Source organism: Burkholderia arboris (genome assembly GCF_038723655.1).
Taxonomy (GTDB): Bacteria; Pseudomonadota; Gammaproteobacteria; order Burkholderiales; family Burkholderiaceae; genus Burkholderia; species Burkholderia arboris.
Genome location: NZ_CP109821.1, coordinates 3,574,857 through 3,591,408, shown reverse-complemented (window position 1 = coordinate 3,591,408; position 16,552 = coordinate 3,574,857). Strand labels below are relative to the sequence as shown.

Below are 16,552 nucleotides of genomic sequence, written 5' to 3'. Positions count from 1 at the left end.
GGCCCATGAAAAACGGCGCCCGGGGGCGCCGTTTTCTTTGGCTGCGGTGCAGGCCGCGCGGTCAGCTCTTCATCAACCGCCGCTGCCGCCCGACGCTCATGATCATCCCGATCGCGATGCCGAGCGTCGTAAGCGCGGTGCCGCCGTAACTCATGAACGGCAACGGCACGCCGACGACCGGCAGCACGCCGCTCACCATCCCGATGTTGACGAACGCATAGACGAAGAACGCGAGCGTGAGCGAGCCCGCGAGCAGGCGCCCGAACAGCGTCGCGCCCTGCGCGGCGATGTAGAGCCCGCGCGCGATCAGCGCCATGTACAGCGTCAGCAGCACGAGCCCGCCGGCGAGCCCCCATTCCTCCGAGAACACCGCGAAGATGAAGTCGGTGTGCTTCTCCGGAATGAATTCGAGGTGAGCCTGCGTGCCTTTCAGGTAGCCCTTGCCGAGCACGCCGCCCGAGCCGATCGCGATCACGGCCTGGATCGTGTGGAAGCCCTTGCCGAGCGGATCGGAAGTCGGGTCGAGCAGCGTACACACGCGGTGCTTCTGGTAGTCGTGCATCAGCGGCCACTGCACTTCGGGCTGGCAGATGCGTTCCTCGAACACGGCGATCGAGCCGACCGCGATCACGCCGGCGACGAGCACCGGCACGATCAGCTTGAACGACAGGCCGGCGAGGTAGATCACGAAGAAGCCGGCCGCGAACACGAGCAGGCCCGTGCCGAGGTCGGGCTGCTTCGCGATCAGCCCGACCGGCACCAGCAGGATTCCGAACGCGGCAATGAAGTCGTACCAGCGCAGCCCGCCTTCGCGGCGCTGGTAGTACCACGCGAGCATCAGCGGTGTCGCGATCTTGAGGATTTCCGACGGCTGGATCACGACGCCGACGTTCAGCCAGCGCTTCGCGCCCTTCTTGGTCATCCCGAACAGCGCGACGGCTATCAGCAACGCGACCCCGAACGTATAGAGCGGGACCGCGAAGCGCATCAGCGTGGTCGGCGGGATGTTGGCGATCACCCACATCAGCACGAACGTCAGCAGGATGTTGCGCAACTGGTCCTCGACGCGGCCGGGCATGTCGATCGCCGCGCTGTACAGCGTGACGATGCCGACGCACAGCAGCAGGAACACGATGAGGGCGAGCGGGCGGTCGAAGCCCGCGAACATCTGCTTGATCTTGTCGAGCCAGGCGCGCTTGTCGAATTGCATGCCTTTCTCCGTTAATGAGCGGTGCCGGCGTCCGCCGCCTTCGCGGGGGCCGTCGCACGGTGGTTGTCGTCCCGCGGCGTGGCGACGAGCGGCTGCGCGTCGCTGGCGGGCCGGCGCGGCCGGTGCGGGCGCCGGATCGGCGGCAGGCTCGCGGCCATCGGCGCCGCGGCGCTCGCGTCGGCCGGGGCTGCGGCAGCCGACGCGGCCGATGCAGCCGATGCGGCATCGGCTGCGCTGGCCGCGGTCGGCACGACCGGCTGCGGCAGCGCGGTGAAGCCGGCCGCGACGGCGGCGGGCTTCGAGGCGTCGCCGACCACGGGCGTGCTCACCGGCTCGGTCGCCGACGCCGCGGCGGCCACGGCCGCGGCCTCGTTCTTCGGGTTCAGGCGGTCGATCAGGTAGTAGTCGAGCACGCGGCGCGCGATCGGGCCCGCGGCCTGCGCACCCCAGCCGCCGTTCTCGACGACCAGCGCCACCGCGATCTGCGGGTGGTCGACCGGCGCATATGCGATGAACAGCGCATGGTCGCGCAGGTGCTCGGCGAGCAGGTGGCCCTTGTAGTTCGAGCCCTGCAGCGAGAACACCTGCGCGGTACCGGTCTTGCCGGCGGCGAGGTACGGGGCGCCGCGGAACACCTTGTACGCGGTGCCGGACGGGTTCTCGATCACGTTCTCCATCCCGCGCTTCACGACGTCGATGTCGGCCTGCTTGAGCGGGATCACCTCGCTTTCCTTCGGCACGGTCAGGTGGCGCCCGCGCGTGATCGGATCCTCGACTTCCTTCACGAGGTGAGGCTTCATCACGACGCCGTTGTTCGCGAGCGTCGCGGTCGCGTGCGCGAGCTGCAGGATCGTGAACGAGTTGTAGCCCTGGCCGATCCCGAGGCTGATCGTCTCGCCGTCGAACCACTTCTGCTGTGCGGCCTTCTTGAACGCCTTCTTCTTCCAGTCGGTCGACGGAAGAATCCCGCGCGCCTCGCCCTGGATGTCGATCCCGGTGATCTGGCCGAAGCCGAACGGCTTCATGAAGTTCGCGATCGAGTTCACGCCGAGGTCGCGCGCGAGCATGTAGAAGTAGGTGTCGTTCGACACCATGATCGCCTTGTTCATGTCGACCCAGCCCTGGCCCGAACGCACGTCGTTGCGGAACGTGTGGCCGCCGAACGTGAAGTAGCCGGGATCCTGGAAGCCCCAGCCCGGCGTGCGCTTGCCGAGCGTCAGGCCCGCGAGCGCCATGAACGGCTTGTACGTCGAGCCGGGCGGGTAGGTGCCGTGCAGCGGGCGGTTCAGGAGCGGCTTGTCGGGCGAGTTGTTCAGTTCGTCCCAGGTCTGCTGGTCGATGCCGTCGACGAACGAGTTCGGGTCGAAGCTCGGCGACGACACGAACGCGAGCACGTCGCCCGTCTTCGGTTCGATCGCGACGAGCGCGCCGCGCTTGCCGGCGAACGCCTGTTCGGCGACCTGCTGCAGCGCGATGTCGAGCGACAGCACGAGGTTGTTGCCGGGCGTCGCCTGCGTGCGCGACAGCGTGCGCACCGGCCGGCCGCCGGCCGTCACCTCGACTTCCTCGAAGCCCGTCAGCCCGTGCAGCTCGGTCTCGTAGCTCTGCTCGACGCCGATCTTGCCGATGTAGTCGGTGCCCTTGTAGTTGTTCGCGTCGCGGCGCGGATCGTAGTGTTCCTGGTCGCTGTCGTTGTCGTCGCTCATCGCGTCGATGCGATCCTGGTCGCGCTTCGAGATCCGGCCGATGTAGCCGATCACGTGCGCGGCCGTCATGCCGAGCGGGTACTGGCGGAACAGGCGCGCGCGCACGTCAACGCCGGGGAAGCGGAAACGCTGCGCGGTGAAGCGCGCGACTTCCGCGTCGGTGAGCCGCGTGCGGATCGGCAGGCTCTCGAAATTCTTCGAGTCTTCCTGCAGCTTCTTGAAGCGGCGGCGGTCGCGGGCGTCGATCGGGATGATCTCGGACAGCTTGTCGATCGTGTTGTCGAGCGTGTCGTCGAGCTTCGACGGCGTGATCTCGAGCGTGTACGCCGAATAGTTCTTCGCGAGGATCACGCCGTTGCGGTCAGTGATGATCCCGCGGTTCGGCACGATCGGCGCGACCGAGATGCGGTTTTCCTCGGCCTGCAGCGCGTATTTGCCGTGCTGCATCAACTGCAGGTAGAAGAAGCGGCTCGCGAGCAGCCCGAAGCAGACGAACACGAACACGCCCGCCGCCGCGACGCGCAGGCGGAACTTCGAGAGCTGCTGTTGGGTGTCGTTGAATTCGGTCATGCGGTTACAGTCGATCCGGCCCGCGCGGGCGGGCGAGGTGCCGCCCCTGGGCGCAACGGGCGTGGGGGCGGCGGGTATTCAAGGTCGGTCCGGCTCAGATGGGGCGCGTATCGTCCGGATCGACCGGGCGGCGTTGCGGCATCAGCAGCAGGTGGCTCGCGATCGGCCACAGCGCGGCTTCGACGAAGCCGTCGACCAGGTAGCGCCAGCCCGGGAACGCGGCGCCCATCACGAGGCGAATCACGAACGGCACGAGCTGCGCGACGACGAGCAGCGGCGTGACATACAGCACCTGCACGCCGATCGGCATCCACAGCACGCGGCGGTGGATCGTGATCGCGCCGTACGACAGCAGCGTATAGGCGAGCGCGTGCTCGCCGAGCAATCCCGCGTCATGCACGTCCATCAGGATGCCGAGCGCGAACGCGACGCCCATCCCGACCTTGCGCGGCTGGTGGATGTTCCAGAACAGCAGCACGAGCGCGACGAAGTCGGGCACGCCGGGCAGGCGTCCCCACGGCATCAGGTTCAGCAGGAACGCGGCGGCGAGGCTGAAGACGATGAAGTACGGATTGACCGGCTGCAGGATGTATTGCGGGCGGTTCATCGCTGGGCTCCTGGTTGCCCGGCCGCGGGCTTCGCGGGCGCGGCGGCCGGCTTCGCGTTCGCGTCGGCTTTGTCCGCCTTCTCGCCCTTCGCGGCGGCCTTCGCGCCCTTCTTGCCCTTCGCATTCTTGTCGGCGGCCGGATCGGGCTCGACCGGGCGCGGCGGGATGTCGTTCTGGTAATGCAGCACGAGCATCTGGCGCGCGCCGCGCACGGCGGCGACCGGCGCGCAGGTCACGCGTGCGAATGCGGTATCGGCGAGCTTGTCGACGCGCGCGACCTTCGCAACCGGCAGGCCGGGCGGATAGACGCCGTCGAGGCCGCTCGTGACAAGCTCGTCGCCGGCGACGAGATCCGCGCTCGTCGGCACGAAGCGCAGGTCGAGCGAATCGCCCTTCGGCGTGCCGTAGATCACGCTGCGCAGGCCGGTGCGCAGCACCTGCACGGGAATCGCGAGATCGCGGTCGGTGACCAGCGTGACTTCGGCCTGCAGCGGGAACACGCGCGTGACCTGGCCGATCACGCCGTCTTCGCTGACGACGGGCGAGCCGTTCTGGATGCCTTGCTGCGAGCCTTGCCCGACCACGATCTTCTGCGTGAACGGATCGCTGGTGTCGTACTGGATCTCGACCGGCGTCGATTGCGTCGCGATGTGCTGGCGCAGCTCGAGCACCGCGCGCAGGTGCGCGTTTTCCTGCGTGAGCACGGCGGCCTGGTTGGCCTGCGTGGACAGCTGCAGGTTGCGTTTGCGGAGGTCGTCGTTCTCGTGGCGCAGCGATGCGCCGGTGACGGCGATGTCGGCCGCGCCCATGAACAGGTCGCGCGGCACGAGCGCTGCGCGCTGCAGCGGATAGAGCACGGTGCCGAGCACGCCGCGCACGATTTCGAGCGTGCTGAAGCGCGCGTCCGACACCAGGAGCGCGATGGCGAGGGCAACGAAGAAGATGAGCCGCGCAAGCGCGGGCGGACCTTGCTTGAAGAGGGGCGGCGGACTGTATTCCATGGTCGGCGCCGGGCGCGTGTGATCGGTTAAATGATGCTCAGACGCGCAAACGGCGCGGCGGTTCGTTCTAAACGAGCGATCCGGCCACGCCGCGGGTGCGTCATATCAACGAAACAGCTTAGACGATCACTCGTACGAGAAGATGCTGCCCAGCTTGTCCATGCGCTCGAGCGCCATGCCCGAACCGCGCACGACGCAGGTGAGCGGATCTTCGGCGACGAGCACCGGCAGGCCGGTTTCTTCCGCGAGCAGGCGGTCGAGGTCGCGCAGCAGCGCACCGCCGCCCGTCAGCATCATCCCGCGTTCGGCGATGTCGGCGCCGAGTTCCGGCGGCGTCTGCTCGAGCGCGATCTTCACCGACGACACGATCTGGTTCAGCGGATCGGTCAGCGCTTCGAGGATTTCGTTGCTGGAGATCGTGAAGCTGCGCGGGATGCCTTCCGACAGGTTGCGGCCCTTCACTTCCATTTCCTTGACTTCGGAGCCCGGGAACGCGGAGCCGATTTCCTTCTTGATCGCCTCGGCGGTCTGTTCGCCGATCAGCATCCCGTAGTTGCGGCGGATGTAGTTGACGATCGCCTCGTCGAACTTGTCGCCGCCGACGCGGACCGAACCCTTGTACACGATGCCGCCGAGCGAGATCACGCCGACTTCGGTCGTGCCGCCGCCGATGTCGACGACCATCGAGCCGGTGGCTTCCGACACCGGCAGGCCCGCGCCGATCGCGGCCGCCATCGGCTCCTCGATCAGGTAGACCTGCGATGCGCCGGCGCCGTGTGCGGCTTCCTTGATCGCGCGGCGCTCGACCTGGGTCGAGCCGCACGGCACGCAGATGATGATGCGCGGCGACGGCGAGAACATGCGCGATTCGTGAGCGGTCTTGATGAACTGCTTGATCATCTGCTCGGTGACGGTGAAGTCGGCGATCACGCCGTCCTTCATCGGGCGGATCGCCTCGATGTTGCCCGGCACCTTGCCGAGCATCTGCTTGGCTTCCTTGCCGACCGCCTGGATCGTCTTCTTGCCGTTGGGGCCGCCTTCCTGGCGGATCGACACGACGGACGGTTCATCGAGCACGATGCCCTTGCCGCGCATGTAGATCAGGGTGTTTGCGGTGCCGAGGTCGATCGCGAGATCGTTGGAGAAGTAGCTGCGCAAAAAACCGAACATTCAGAATCCTGTTTCGCTCTGGGCCGGCCCTGCATAGCGAGCGCTGAGGGCGGCAGCGGAAAAAATAACAGCCTCGGGAAGCGTGGCGGAAGCGGCCGCCGCGGCGCACGAAGCTGCGAGTGATGTCTACCGGGGATCGCACGATGCACGCACGGCTTGCCGAAGTGGGGCGAAACGGTGCGGGAAAAGGCTGCCGGGTTTGGGTCGAACGCGTAATGATACCTTATAATTTCACGGTATTTGAATCGAAACGGGTGGTATTTTTGCCGCTTCGGCCCCGATTTTTGAGGGTGGGATCGCACCCTCCAACCCCCCGCCGCAGTGCTGCTTTTGATGCGCTGCGCAGCCTTGTTTTTCCGGTGATCGCATGGCCCTGACCCTGACCGATGTGAAACGCATCGCGCACCTGGCGCGACTCGAAATGGCCGACGCCGACGCCGAGCACATGCTCGGCCAGCTCAATGAATTCTTCGGCCTCGTCGAGCAGATGCAGGCGGTGGATACCGCCGGCATCGCGCCGCTCGCCCACCCGATCGAACAGATCCAGGAAGTCGCGCAGCGCCTGCGCGACGACGCCGTGACGGAAGTCGTCAATCGCGACGACAACCAGCGTCCGGCGCCGGCCGTCCAGGACGGCCTCTATCTCGTGCCGAAGGTGATCGAGTAAGCATTCGATGACAAGCGCGCCGGCCGCCTTGCGCCGCGCGCCACCCAGAATTCCCAGGAAAACCACTCAATGCACGCAAAAAGCCTGACCGAACTGCGCGCCGCGCTCGCCGCCAAGGAATGCTCGGCCGTCGAGCTCGCGCAGCACTACCTGAAACGGATCGACGCCGCACGCGACCTGAACGCGTTCGTCCATGTCGACGCCGATCTGACCCTCGCGCAGGCGAAAGCCGCCGACGCGGAGCTCGCGCGCGGCGCGGGCGGCGCGCTCACCGGCCTGCCGATCGCGCACAAGGACGTGTTCGTCACGCGCGGCTGGCGCTCGACCGCCGGCTCGAAGATGCTCGCGAATTACGAGAGCCCGTTCGACGCGACCGTCGTCGCCCGCCTGCAGGCGGCCGGCATGGTCACGCTCGGCAAGACCAACATGGACGAGTTCGCGATGGGCTCGTCGAACGAGAATTCCGCGTTCGGCGCGGTGAAGAACCCGTGGGACACGAACGCGGTGCCGGGCGGCAGCTCGGGCGGCAGCTCGGCCGCCGTCGCCGCGCGACTCGCGCCGGCCGCGACCGGCACCGACACCGGCGGCTCGATCCGCCAGCCCGCGTCGTTCGCGGGCGTGACGGGCATCAAGCCGACCTACGGCCGCGTGTCGCGCTACGGGATGATCGCGTTCGCGTCGTCGCTCGACCAGGGCGGCCCGATGGCGCAGAGCGCGTCCGACTGCGCGCTGCTGCTGAACGCAATGGCCGGTTTCGACGAGCGCGACTCGACGAGCCTCGAGCGCGACGACGAAGATTTCACGCGCCACCTCGGCCAGCCGTGGACGGTCGGCAACGACACGGGCAAGCCGCTCGCGGGCCTGCGCATCGGTTTGCCGAACGAGTATTTCGGCGAAGGCCTCGCCGACGACGTGCGCGCGACGATCGACGCGGCGCTGAAGCAGTATGAAGCGCTCGGCGCGACGCTCGTGCCGGTATCGCTGCCGAAGACGGAACTGTCGATCCCCGTGTACTACGTGATCGCGCCGGCCGAAGCGTCGTCGAACCTGTCGCGTTTCGACGGCGTGCGCTTCGGCCATCGCGCCGCGCAGTACGGCGACCTGCTCGACATGTACAAGAAGTCGCGCGCCGAAGGCTTCGGCCCCGAGGTGAAGCGCCGCATTCTGGTCGGCGCGTACGTGCTGTCGCACGGCTACTACGACGCGTACTACCTGCAGGCGCAGAAGATCCGCCGCATCATCGCGAACGATTTCCAGGAAGCGTTCAAGTCCTGCGACGTGATCATGGGTCCGGCGTCGCCGACGGTCGCATGGGATCTCGGCGCGAAGGGCGACGATCCGGTGCAGATGTATCTCGCGGATATCTACACGCTGTCGGTGAGCCTCGCCGGCCTGCCCGGCATGAGCGTGCCGTGCGGCTTCGGCGCGGGCGCGAACGCGAAGCGCCCGGTCGGCCTGCAGATCATCGGCAACTATTTCAACGAAGCCCGGATGCTGCAGGTCGCCGACGCGTTCCAGCGCGCGACCGACTGGCACAAGCAAGTTCCGGCAGGGGTGTAAGCATATGGCTACTCAATGGGAAGTCGTTATCGGTCTCGAGACGCACGCGCAACTGTCGACCGTCTCGAAGATTTTCTCGGGCGCGTCGACGCAGTTCGGCGCCGAGCCGAACACGCAGGCCTGCCCGGTCGACCTGGCGCTGCCGGGCGTGCTGCCGGTGCTGAACCGCGGCGCGGTCGAGCGGGCGATCCGCTTCGGCCTCGCGATCGGCTCGACCATCGCGCCGCGCAGCATCTTCGCGCGCAAGAATTACTTCTACCCCGATCTGCCGAAGGGCTATCAGATCAGCCAGTACGAGATTCCGGTCGTGCAGGGCGGCCAGATCACGATCCAGGTGCCCGCCAACGAAAAGGCCGGCAAGGCCGCGTACGAGAAGACGGTCAACCTGACCCGCGCGCACCTCGAGGAAGATGCGGGCAAGTCGCTGCATGAAGACTTCGCGGGCGCGACGGGGATCGACCTGAACCGTGCGGGCACGCCGCTGCTCGAGATCGTCACCGAGCCGGAAATGCGCAGCGCGGCCGAGGCCGTCGCCTACGCGAAGGCGCTGCACGGGCTCGTCGTGTGGCTCGGCATCTGCGACGGCAACATGCAGGAAGGCTCGTTCCGCTGCGACGCGAACGTGTCGGTGCGCCCGGTCGGCCAGGAGAAGTTCGGCACGCGCGCGGAAATCAAGAACCTGAACTCGTTCCGGTTCCTCGAGGAGGCGATCAACTTCGAAGTCCGTCGCCAGATCGAGCTGATCGAGGACGGCGGCGAAGTCGTGCAGGAAACGCGCCTCTACGATCCGGACAAGCGAGAGACGCGTTCGATGCGCAGCAAGGAAGACGCGCACGACTACCGCTACTTCCCCGACCCCGACCTGATGCCGCTCGTGATCGGCCAGGACTGGGTCGAGCGCGTGCAATCGGGCATGCCCGAACTGCCGGCCGCGATCCAGCAGCGCTTCGTCGACGAGTACGGCGTGTCTGCGTACGACGCGGGCGTGCTGACCACGAGCAAGGCGATGGCCGCTTACTTCGAGGCGGTGGTCGCGAAGGCCGGCGCGGCGAACGCGAAGATCGTCGCGAACTGGCTGATGGGCGACGTGTCGTCGCAGCTGAACCGTGACGGCATCGAGATCGACGCGATCCCCGTGTCGGCCGCGCAGCTCGCGCTGCTGCTGCAGCGCATCGCCGACGGCACGATCTCGAACAAGATCGCGAAGGAAATCTTCGCGGCGATCTGGGACGAGAAGGCGACCGACGAAGGCGCGGCCGACCGGATCATCGACGCGAAGGGGCTGAAGCAGATCTCCGACACCGGCGCGCTGGAAGCGATCATCGACGAAGTGCTCGCGGCGAACGCGAAGTCGGTCGAGGAATTCCGCGCAGGCAAGGAAAAGGCGTTCAACGCGCTGATCGGCCAGGCGATGAAGGCGACGAAGGGCAAGGCCAATCCGCAGCAGGTCAACGAACTGCTGAAGAAGAAGCTCGGCTGAGCATGACCGCGCGCCTGAACCGCGCTTGACGACGGGCCGCTCCGAACCAGTTCGGGGCGGCCCGTTGCGTTTGGTGGATGCGTTATCGTATGCATCACACCGTCCAACGGAGGAACGAATGGCGAAACAACCGTCGCTCGACGATTTCCGCGTGCCCTACAGCACGCGCGAGAAGGAAGCCGCCGCATTCAAGCTCGATGCGTTCGACCCGGGCGCGAAGCCGTTTTCGTCCGGCTCGAAGGACGCCGACCGCGAACGCCTGTCGGCCGTGTCGACCGAGCTCGACACGCAGCAGGAGCGCCTGCACACGCAACAGAAGAAGCGCGTGCTGCTCGTGCTGCAGGGGATGGACACCAGCGGCAAGGACGGCACCGTGCGCGCGGTGTTCCGCGATGTCGACCCGCTCGGCCTGCGCATCGTGCCGTTCAAGGCGCCGACGCCGATCGAGGCCGCGCACGACTTCCTGTGGCGCGTGCATGCGCAGGTGCCGGCCGCGGGCGAGCTCGCGATCTTCAACCGCAGCCACTACGAAGACGTGCTCGTGCCGCGCGTGCTCGATGCGATCGACAGCAAGGAGTGCGAGCGCCGCTACCGGCAGATCCGCGATTTCGAGACGATGCTGTTCGAGAACGGCACGACGATCATCAAGTGTTTCCTGCACATCTCGAAGGACGAGCAGCGCGAGCGGCTGCAGGCGCGCATCGACGATCCGGCCAAGCACTGGAAGTTCGACATCTCCGACCTCGACGCGCGCAAGCACTGGGAGGCGTACCAGTCCGCGTACCGCGACGCGCTTGCCGCGACGTCGGCCGAGCATGCGCCGTGGTACGTGATCCCGGCGGATTCGAAGACGCACCGCAACGTGATGATCGCCGAGCTGCTGCTGCGCGCGATGACCGACATGAAGCTGGAATTCCCGCCGCCGAAGCCCGAGCTCGAAGGCGTGAAGATCCGTTAAGCTGCCACCCTGTAAAAACATCGAACTGAACGGAACCCGACATGATGCGAGTGATTACCGCCAACCTGAACGGCATCCGCTCCGCCGCGAAGAAGGGCTTCTTCGAATGGCTCGGCGAACAGAACGCCGATTGCGTGTGCGTGCAGGAAATCAAGGTATCGGCCGACGACCTGCCGGCCGAATTCGTCGAGCCGCACGGCTTCAAGAGCTATTTCCACCACGCCGAGAAGAAGGGCTACAGCGGCGCGGGCGTGTACAGCCGCCGCGAGCCCGATGACGTGATCATCGGCTTCGGCAGCAGCGAATTCGATACCGAAGGGCGCTACGTCGAGGCGCGCTACGGCAAGCTGTCGGTCGTGTCGGTGTACGTGCCGTCCGGCTCGAGCGGCGAAGAGCGCCAGCAGGCGAAGTACCGCTTCATGGACGAATTCATGCCGCACCTCGCCGCGCTGAAGAAGAAGCGCGAAGTGATCCTGTGCGGCGACGTGAACATCGTCCACAAGGAAATCGACATCAAGAACTGGAAGAGCAACCAGAAGAACTCGGGCTGCCTGCCGGAAGAGCGCGAGTGGCTCACGAAGCTGTTCGACGATGTCGGCTACGTCGACGTATTCCGCACGCTCGACCCGCGCGCCGAGCAGTACACGTGGTGGAGCAACCGCGGCCAGGCGTACGCGAAGAACGTCGGGTGGCGGATCGATTACCAGATCGCGACGCCGGGCGTGGCCGGCACCGCGAAAAGCACGTCGATCTTCAAGGACATCAAGTTCAGCGACCATGCGCCGCTGACGATCGACTACGACTACAAGAAGTGATCGCCGGCGCTGCGCCGCGTCGCGCAGCCGCCGAATGCAAAACGGGCCGCATGTCGGACATGCGGCCCGTTTCGTTTGACGCGGCGCTTACTGCCTGAGCGACGCCATGTCGATCACGAACCGGTACTTCACGTCGCTCTTCAGCATCCGCTCGTAAGCGGCGTTGATCTGCTGCATCGGAATCGTTTCGATATCCGACGTGATCCCGTGCTCCGCGCAGAAGTCGAGCATTTCCTGCGTTTCCGCGATCCCGCCGATCAGCGAGCCCGCGAGGCGGCGGCGCTTGAAGATCAGGTTGAACACCTGCGGCGACGGGTGATCGTGCTCCGGCGCGCCGACGAGCGTCATCGTGCCGTCGCGCTTCAGCAGGTGCAGGAACGGGTTCAGGTCGTGCTGCGCGGCGACCGTGTTCAGGATGAAGTCGAAGCTGTTCAGGTGCGCGTTCATCTGCGCTTCGTCCTTCGAGATCACGACTTCGTGCGCGCCGACGCGCTTGCCGTCCTCGATCTTCGACGGCGACGTCGTGAACAGCACGACGTGCGCCCCCATCGCGCGCGCCAGCTTCACGCCCATGTGGCCGAGGCCGCCGAGCCCGACGATGCCGACCTTCTTGCCGGGGCCGACGTTCCACTGCCGCAACGGCGAGTAGGTCGTGATCCCCGCGCACAGGAGCGGCGCGGCGCCGGCCGGGTCGAGCGTCTCGGGCACGCGCAGCACGAACGCCTCGTCGACGACGAGCTGCGTCGAATAGCCGCCGAACGTGACGTCGCCCGTCACGCGGTCCTGGCCGTTGTAGGTGCCGACGAAGCCGTTCTCGCAGTATTGCTCGAGGCCGTCGGCGCAGCTCGGGCAGGTGCGGCACGAATCGACGAGGCAGCCGACGCCGACCAGCTCGCCGACCTTGAAGCGCGAGACCTGCGCGCCGGTCGCGGTCACGCGGCCGACGATTTCATGGCCCGGCACGACCGGGTAGATCGTGTTGCGCCATTCGTTGCGCGCCTGGTGCAGGTCCGAGTGGCAGACGCCGCAGTAGAGGACGTCGATCTGGACGTCGAGGTCGCGCAGCGCGCGACGCTGGAATTCGAACGGGGCGAGCGGCGACTGCGAATCGGTCGCCGCGTAGGCATAGGTAGTGCTCATGCGGTGGGCTCCTTGTCCGGAACGGATCCGGCGAAACAGACTGCCGTCGCATCATGTGGCGATGCGGCGAGGCAGGACGTCATCGTAAGGAGCGCGACGCCGCGGCGAAATACACGAAGGTCTGGAAGATTTGCCTATTCCTCTTGAACTGCACGCTAACAGCCGTCAAAACGCATTCAAGGTGCTACATTGCGAGCCAGATTCTCTTGCCGGACAGGACCACGCCGATGAGCTTCCAGCCCCTTTTGGCCGACGCGGGCGACCGCGTGCAGCGCCGCATGATCGAGCTGCACACGCGCCTCGCGCCGAACGATGGCGACACGCTCGCGGCGCTCGACGGCGTGCGCTTCATCCGCGTGACCCGTCCCGCGCCGCGCATGCCGGTGCTGTACGAGCCGAGCATCATCGTCGTGTGCCAGGGGCGCAAGCTCGGCTATCTGGGCGATCGCTCGTTCGTGTACGACGCGCAGCAGTACCTGGTGTTGTCGGTGCCGCTGCCATTCGAGTGCGAGACGTTCGCGAGCATGGACGAGCCGTTTCTCGCGATCTCGATCCGCGTCGACCTCGCGGTGATCGCCGAGCTCGCGATCCTGCTGGACGAGACGCTCGGCGCCGCCGCCAGCGAACCGCTCGGCGTCTATTCAACGCCGCTCGACGCGCCGCTGGCCGACGCGGTCGTGCGGCTGCTCGAAGCGCTCGCGTCGCCACACGACACGCGCGTGCTGGGGCCCGCGATCATGCGCGAGATCGCGTATCGCGTGCTGACGGGCGAGCAGGGCGACGCGATGCGCGCGGCGCTCGTGCAGCAGCATCACTTCGGCCGCATCGCGAAGGCGTTGCGGCGTATCCATGCGGAACTGAAGGCCGACCTCGATGTCGAGACGCTCGCGCGCGAGGCCGGGATGAGCCTCGCGGTGTTCCATGCGCAGTTCAAGCACGTGACGGCGACGTCGCCGATGCAGTACGTGAAGGCCGCGCGGCTGCACCAGGCGCGGTTGATGATGGTGCAGGACGGGGTGGGCGCCGGTACGGCGGCCGCGCGCGTCGGCTATGCGAGCGCGTCGCAGTTCAGTCGCGAATTCAAGCGGCTGTTCGGCCGCAGCCCCGGTGACGAGGTGCGCTGGATGCGCGAAAGCGGCGTTCGTCCGATCGCGGCCGCGGTGGACGCTTAGCGTTCGATGTCACGCGGCGGCGCTCAGCGCCGCACGACCTTGCGCCGCTGCGCGCTGATGCCGGCGTAGTCGGGCAGCGTGTCGACGCGCTTGCCGGTCGCCTTCGCGTACAGCGGCATCAGGTCCGGCAGCCGGTTCAGCAGGTCCTGGCGCCGCGCGGTGCTGTACGGGTGCGTGTAGATGAAGCCGGTGGCCTTGTTCGCGCGCGTCGCAACCGCGAGCTTGTCCCACAGCGTGATCGCGGCGCGCGGATCGAAGCCCGCGCGGGCGGCGATGTCGCCGCCGATCACGTCGGCTTCGGTCTCGTCGGTCGGGTCGTAGTGGAGCGCCTGCAGGCGCTCGCCGAGGTTCAGCGCCTGCGGCAGCGGATCGCCGACGCCAAACAGCGGCGGCAGCGCGGCGGCGCGCAGCGACGTCTGCGAGGCCGTGCTGAAGTTGCTGCGCGCGTGTTCGCGCAGCGCATGCGCGATGCCGTGCGCGAGCAGCACGCCGAGCTCGTCGTCGTTCAGGCGGACGCGGTCGAGCATGCCGCCGTACACGAGCACCTTGCCGCCCGGCAGGCAGGTCAGGCGGATGTCGCGCGAGCGGATCGCGTTGACGTCCCAGTTCCAGCTCTTCACGCGATCGTTCCACTTCACCGAATACGGCGCGAGCTTCGCGACGATCGCGCGCAGGCGCTTCACGCGCGGCTGGTTCGCGGGCAGCAGCCGGTTGCTGTCGGCGGCGGCCTGCACGATCTGCGCGTATTCGTTCGCGGTGAGCTGTTCGAGCAGCGGCGACGGGATCAGCGTACGGAACGCGATCGCGTTGCCGTAGCGCACCTGCTGCGGCGTCGGCGTATAGGCCTTTGCCGGCACCGCGGCGCCGGTCGGCTGCGCGGCTTCGGCGGCGGACGGCGCGACGGGTGCGGTGGACGTTGCGGGCGCGGTTGGCGTGGCGGGTGCGGCAGCCGGCGTGGTGCCCGCGCCAGGCGCAGCGGTGTCGGACGCGTGCGCGAACGTCGCGGCGAGTGCCGCGGCGCCGATGCTCAACGAGGCCGCAACGCGCGCGACGCGGTGCAGGCGGTCACTGCGCACGGCTGGCCTCGCCGTTGCGTGCGGTACCGTTCCACGGCGCGATCTTGAACAGCAGCAGCATGCCGGGAATCGCGAGCGCGGTACACACGATGAAGTAGTCGAACCAGCCGATCTTCGCGACGACGAAACCGCTCGCAGCCGACGCGAGCGTGCGCGGCACCGACGCGAGGCTCGTGAACAGCGCGAACTGCGTGGCCGTGTAGCGCGGGTCGGTCGTGCTCGCGATATACGCGACGAACGCGGCCATCGTCAGGCCCGTCGTGAAGGTTTCGAAACCGTAGACGATTGCGAGCGCGACCGTCATCGGGCTGAATTGCGGCGTGACGGCGATGCCGAACACCGACAGTGCCGATGCGATCGCGTGGCTCGTCGAGACGGTGAAGTCGTAGAGCATCGCGAGCGCCGGCGAGCCGGGGCCGAGCTGCGCGAGCCACGCGAAGCCGAGCGTCGACACCATCTGCAGCGCGCCGAAGATCCACAGCCCGCGGCCGATGCCGATCTTCACGAGCCAGATGCCGCCGATGATGCCGCCGGCGACGCTCGCGACGAGCGCGGTGGTTTTCGCGACGATGCCGATTTCGGTGCGCGTGAAGCCGATGTCGAGGAAGAACGACGTCGACAGCGTGGTCGCCATCGTGTCGCCGATCTTGAACAGGAAGATGAACGCGATCACGAGCAGCGCGCCGGCCCAGCCGTCGCGCTGGATGAATTCGCGGAACGGCAGCACGATCGCGTCGCGCAGGTTGCGCGGCGGCACGCCGACCACTTCCGGCTCGCGCACGAGCAGCGTCATCAGGATGCCCGGCAGCATGAACGCGCCGGTGAGTGCGAACACGGCGTCCCACGGCATGTGGTCGGACAGGATCAACGCCAGCGAGCCGGGAATCAGCGCGGCGAGCTTGTATGCGTTCACGTGCACCGCGTTGCCGAGGCCCTGCTCGGTATCGCGCAGCAGCTCGCGGCGGTACGCGTCGATCACGATGTCGGAGCTCGCGCCGAAGAACGCGACGAGCGTCGTGAGCGCGGCCACCGTCCAGATCGAGTCGCGCGGCGACACGAAGCCGAGCGCGGCGATCGCACCCGCGACCAGCACCTGCGTGAGCAGCATCCAGCCGCGCCGGCGGCCCGGCCGCCAGCCGGGCAGGCGCGGGATGTAGCGGTCCATCAGCGGCGCCCACAGGAACTTCCACGTATACGGGAACTGGATCAGCGCGAACAGGCCGATTTCCTTCAGGTTCACGCCCTCGGAGCGCAGCCATGCCTGCACGAGGTAGACGAGCGTGAAGAGGGGCAGACCTGACGTGAAGCCGAGGAACACGCAGATCAGCATGTGCGTGTTCAGATAGGCTCGCCAGCCGGGGTGCTCCTCGTGAGCGGTGAGTGCGGGCGCCTCGTGTGGCGTTTTCGACATGGACTGGAA

At 67.1% G+C, this 16,552-nt stretch carries 14 protein-coding genes; 6 read left to right on the top strand and 8 right to left on the bottom strand.

The window, feature by feature from the left end; all coding sequences use genetic code 11:
* Nucleotides 1–61 precede the first annotated feature (61 nt).
* The 5 genes from rodA to OHZ10_RS16830 all read right to left on the bottom strand — a co-directional run bounded on the left by rodA (nucleotide 62) and on the right by OHZ10_RS16830 (nucleotide 6,264).
* Entirely contained in the window at nucleotides 62–1,210 is a 1,149-nt protein-coding gene (gene rodA / locus OHZ10_RS16850) for a rod shape-determining protein RodA (RefSeq protein WP_059232909.1), read from the bottom strand.
* 11 nt (nucleotides 1,211–1,221) lie between these two features.
* Nucleotides 1,222–3,486, bottom strand: a complete 2,265-nt coding sequence (mrdA, locus tag OHZ10_RS16845) for a penicillin-binding protein 2 (protein ID WP_059232910.1) — start codon at nucleotides 3,484–3,486, stop codon at nucleotides 1,222–1,224.
* A 94-nt stretch (nucleotides 3,487–3,580) separates the two neighbouring features.
* Nucleotides 3,581–4,093 (bottom strand): rod shape-determining protein MreD, encoded by a 513-nt coding sequence (mreD, locus tag OHZ10_RS16840; RefSeq protein ID WP_009687274.1) that lies wholly within the window; start codon nucleotides 4,091–4,093, stop codon nucleotides 3,581–3,583.
* On the bottom strand, nucleotides 4,090–5,094 hold the full coding sequence (mreC, locus tag OHZ10_RS16835) for a rod shape-determining protein MreC (protein WP_342703242.1): 1,005 nt from the start codon (nucleotides 5,092–5,094) through the stop codon (nucleotides 4,090–4,092). Before mreC ends, mreD begins: the two co-directional genes overlap by 4 nt.
* A gap of 126 nt (nucleotides 5,095–5,220) precedes the next feature.
* Nucleotides 5,221–6,264, bottom strand: coding sequence for a rod shape-determining protein (locus OHZ10_RS16830; protein ID WP_004189550.1), 1,044 nt, complete (start codon nucleotides 6,262–6,264; stop codon nucleotides 5,221–5,223).
* 367 nt (nucleotides 6,265–6,631) lie between these two features.
* Here OHZ10_RS16830 and gatC point away from each other — a divergent pair, with 367 nt between their 5' ends.
* The 5 genes from gatC (at nucleotide 6,632) to OHZ10_RS16805 (ending at nucleotide 11,744) form a co-directional block, all read left to right on the top strand.
* Nucleotides 6,632–6,931: an Asp-tRNA(Asn)/Glu-tRNA(Gln) amidotransferase subunit GatC gene (gene gatC, locus OHZ10_RS16825; RefSeq protein WP_006477478.1), complete on the top strand. Its 300-nt coding sequence runs from the start codon at nucleotides 6,632–6,634 to the stop codon at nucleotides 6,929–6,931.
* Nucleotides 6,932–7,000: 69 nt separating this feature from the next.
* The gene (gatA, locus tag OHZ10_RS16820) at nucleotides 7,001–8,491 is read left to right on the top strand and encodes an Asp-tRNA(Asn)/Glu-tRNA(Gln) amidotransferase subunit GatA (protein WP_342703238.1); all 1,491 of its coding nucleotides are present in this window, start codon (nucleotides 7,001–7,003) and stop codon (nucleotides 8,489–8,491) included.
* A gap of 4 nt (nucleotides 8,492–8,495) precedes the next feature.
* The gene (gene gatB, locus OHZ10_RS16815; protein ID WP_059232913.1) at nucleotides 8,496–9,971 is read left to right on the top strand and encodes an Asp-tRNA(Asn)/Glu-tRNA(Gln) amidotransferase subunit GatB; all 1,476 of its coding nucleotides are present in this window, start codon (nucleotides 8,496–8,498) and stop codon (nucleotides 9,969–9,971) included.
* 118 nt (nucleotides 9,972–10,089) lie between these two features.
* Complete coding sequence (locus tag OHZ10_RS16810; protein ID WP_256085358.1) at nucleotides 10,090–10,929, top strand: PPK2 family polyphosphate kinase; 840 nt, start codon at nucleotides 10,090–10,092, stop codon at nucleotides 10,927–10,929.
* A 41-nt stretch (nucleotides 10,930–10,970) separates the two neighbouring features.
* Entirely contained in the window at nucleotides 10,971–11,744 is a 774-nt protein-coding gene (locus OHZ10_RS16805; protein ID WP_174994145.1) for an exodeoxyribonuclease III, read from the top strand.
* An 87-nt stretch (nucleotides 11,745–11,831) separates the two neighbouring features.
* Here the strand turns inward: OHZ10_RS16805 and OHZ10_RS16800 are convergent, their stop codons facing one another.
* A complete protein-coding gene (locus OHZ10_RS16800; protein ID WP_256085357.1) occupies nucleotides 11,832–12,884 on the bottom strand; it encodes an NAD(P)-dependent alcohol dehydrogenase in 1,053 nt (350 codons plus the stop codon).
* A gap of 227 nt (nucleotides 12,885–13,111) precedes the next feature.
* Between OHZ10_RS16800 and OHZ10_RS16795 the strand changes: the two genes are divergently transcribed.
* The gene (locus OHZ10_RS16795) at nucleotides 13,112–14,056 is read left to right on the top strand and encodes an AraC family transcriptional regulator (RefSeq protein ID WP_059232917.1); all 945 of its coding nucleotides are present in this window, start codon (nucleotides 13,112–13,114) and stop codon (nucleotides 14,054–14,056) included.
* 23 nt (nucleotides 14,057–14,079) lie between these two features.
* On the opposite strand, the gene OHZ10_RS16790 is transcribed toward OHZ10_RS16795, so the two are convergent.
* Both OHZ10_RS16790 and OHZ10_RS16785 read right to left on the bottom strand, forming a co-directional pair.
* Entirely contained in the window at nucleotides 14,080–15,132 is a 1,053-nt protein-coding gene (locus tag OHZ10_RS16790) for a M48 family metallopeptidase (RefSeq protein ID WP_256085356.1), read from the bottom strand.
* Nucleotides 15,122–16,543, bottom strand: coding sequence for an AmpG family muropeptide MFS transporter (locus OHZ10_RS16785; protein WP_174994147.1), 1,422 nt, complete (start codon nucleotides 16,541–16,543; stop codon nucleotides 15,122–15,124). Before OHZ10_RS16785 ends, OHZ10_RS16790 begins: the two co-directional genes overlap by 11 nt.
* Nucleotides 16,544–16,552 lie beyond the last annotated feature (9 nt).

Excerpts from the sequence above, each read along its gene's own strand:
- rodA (WP_059232909.1), bottom strand. The coding sequence starts at position 1,210 with ATGCAATTCGACAAGCGCGCCTGGCTCGACAAGATCAAGCAGATGTTC.
- mrdA (WP_059232910.1), bottom strand. The coding sequence starts at position 3,486 with ATGACCGAATTCAACGACACCCAACAGCAGCTCTCGAAGTTCCGCCTG.
- mreD (WP_009687274.1), bottom strand. The coding sequence starts at position 4,093 with ATGAACCGCCCGCAATACATCCTGCAGCCGGTCAATCCGTACTTCATC.
- mreC (WP_342703242.1), bottom strand. The coding sequence starts at position 5,094 with ATGGAATACAGTCCGCCGCCCCTCTTCAAGCAAGGTCCGCCCGCGCTT.
- OHZ10_RS16830 (WP_004189550.1), bottom strand. The coding sequence starts at position 6,264 with ATGTTCGGTTTTTTGCGCAGCTACTTCTCCAACGATCTCGCGATCGAC.
- gatC (WP_006477478.1), top strand. The coding sequence starts at position 6,632 with ATGGCCCTGACCCTGACCGATGTGAAACGCATCGCGCACCTGGCGCGA.
- gatA (WP_342703238.1), top strand. The coding sequence starts at position 7,001 with ATGCACGCAAAAAGCCTGACCGAACTGCGCGCCGCGCTCGCCGCCAAG.
- gatB (WP_059232913.1), top strand. The coding sequence starts at position 8,496 with ATGGCTACTCAATGGGAAGTCGTTATCGGTCTCGAGACGCACGCGCAA.
- OHZ10_RS16810 (WP_256085358.1), top strand. The coding sequence starts at position 10,090 with ATGGCGAAACAACCGTCGCTCGACGATTTCCGCGTGCCCTACAGCACG.
- OHZ10_RS16805 (WP_174994145.1), top strand. The coding sequence starts at position 10,971 with ATGATGCGAGTGATTACCGCCAACCTGAACGGCATCCGCTCCGCCGCG.
- OHZ10_RS16800 (WP_256085357.1), bottom strand. The coding sequence starts at position 12,884 with ATGAGCACTACCTATGCCTACGCGGCGACCGATTCGCAGTCGCCGCTC.
- OHZ10_RS16795 (WP_059232917.1), top strand. The coding sequence starts at position 13,112 with ATGAGCTTCCAGCCCCTTTTGGCCGACGCGGGCGACCGCGTGCAGCGC.
- OHZ10_RS16785 (WP_174994147.1), bottom strand. The coding sequence starts at position 16,543 with ATGTCGAAAACGCCACACGAGGCGCCCGCACTCACCGCTCACGAGGAG.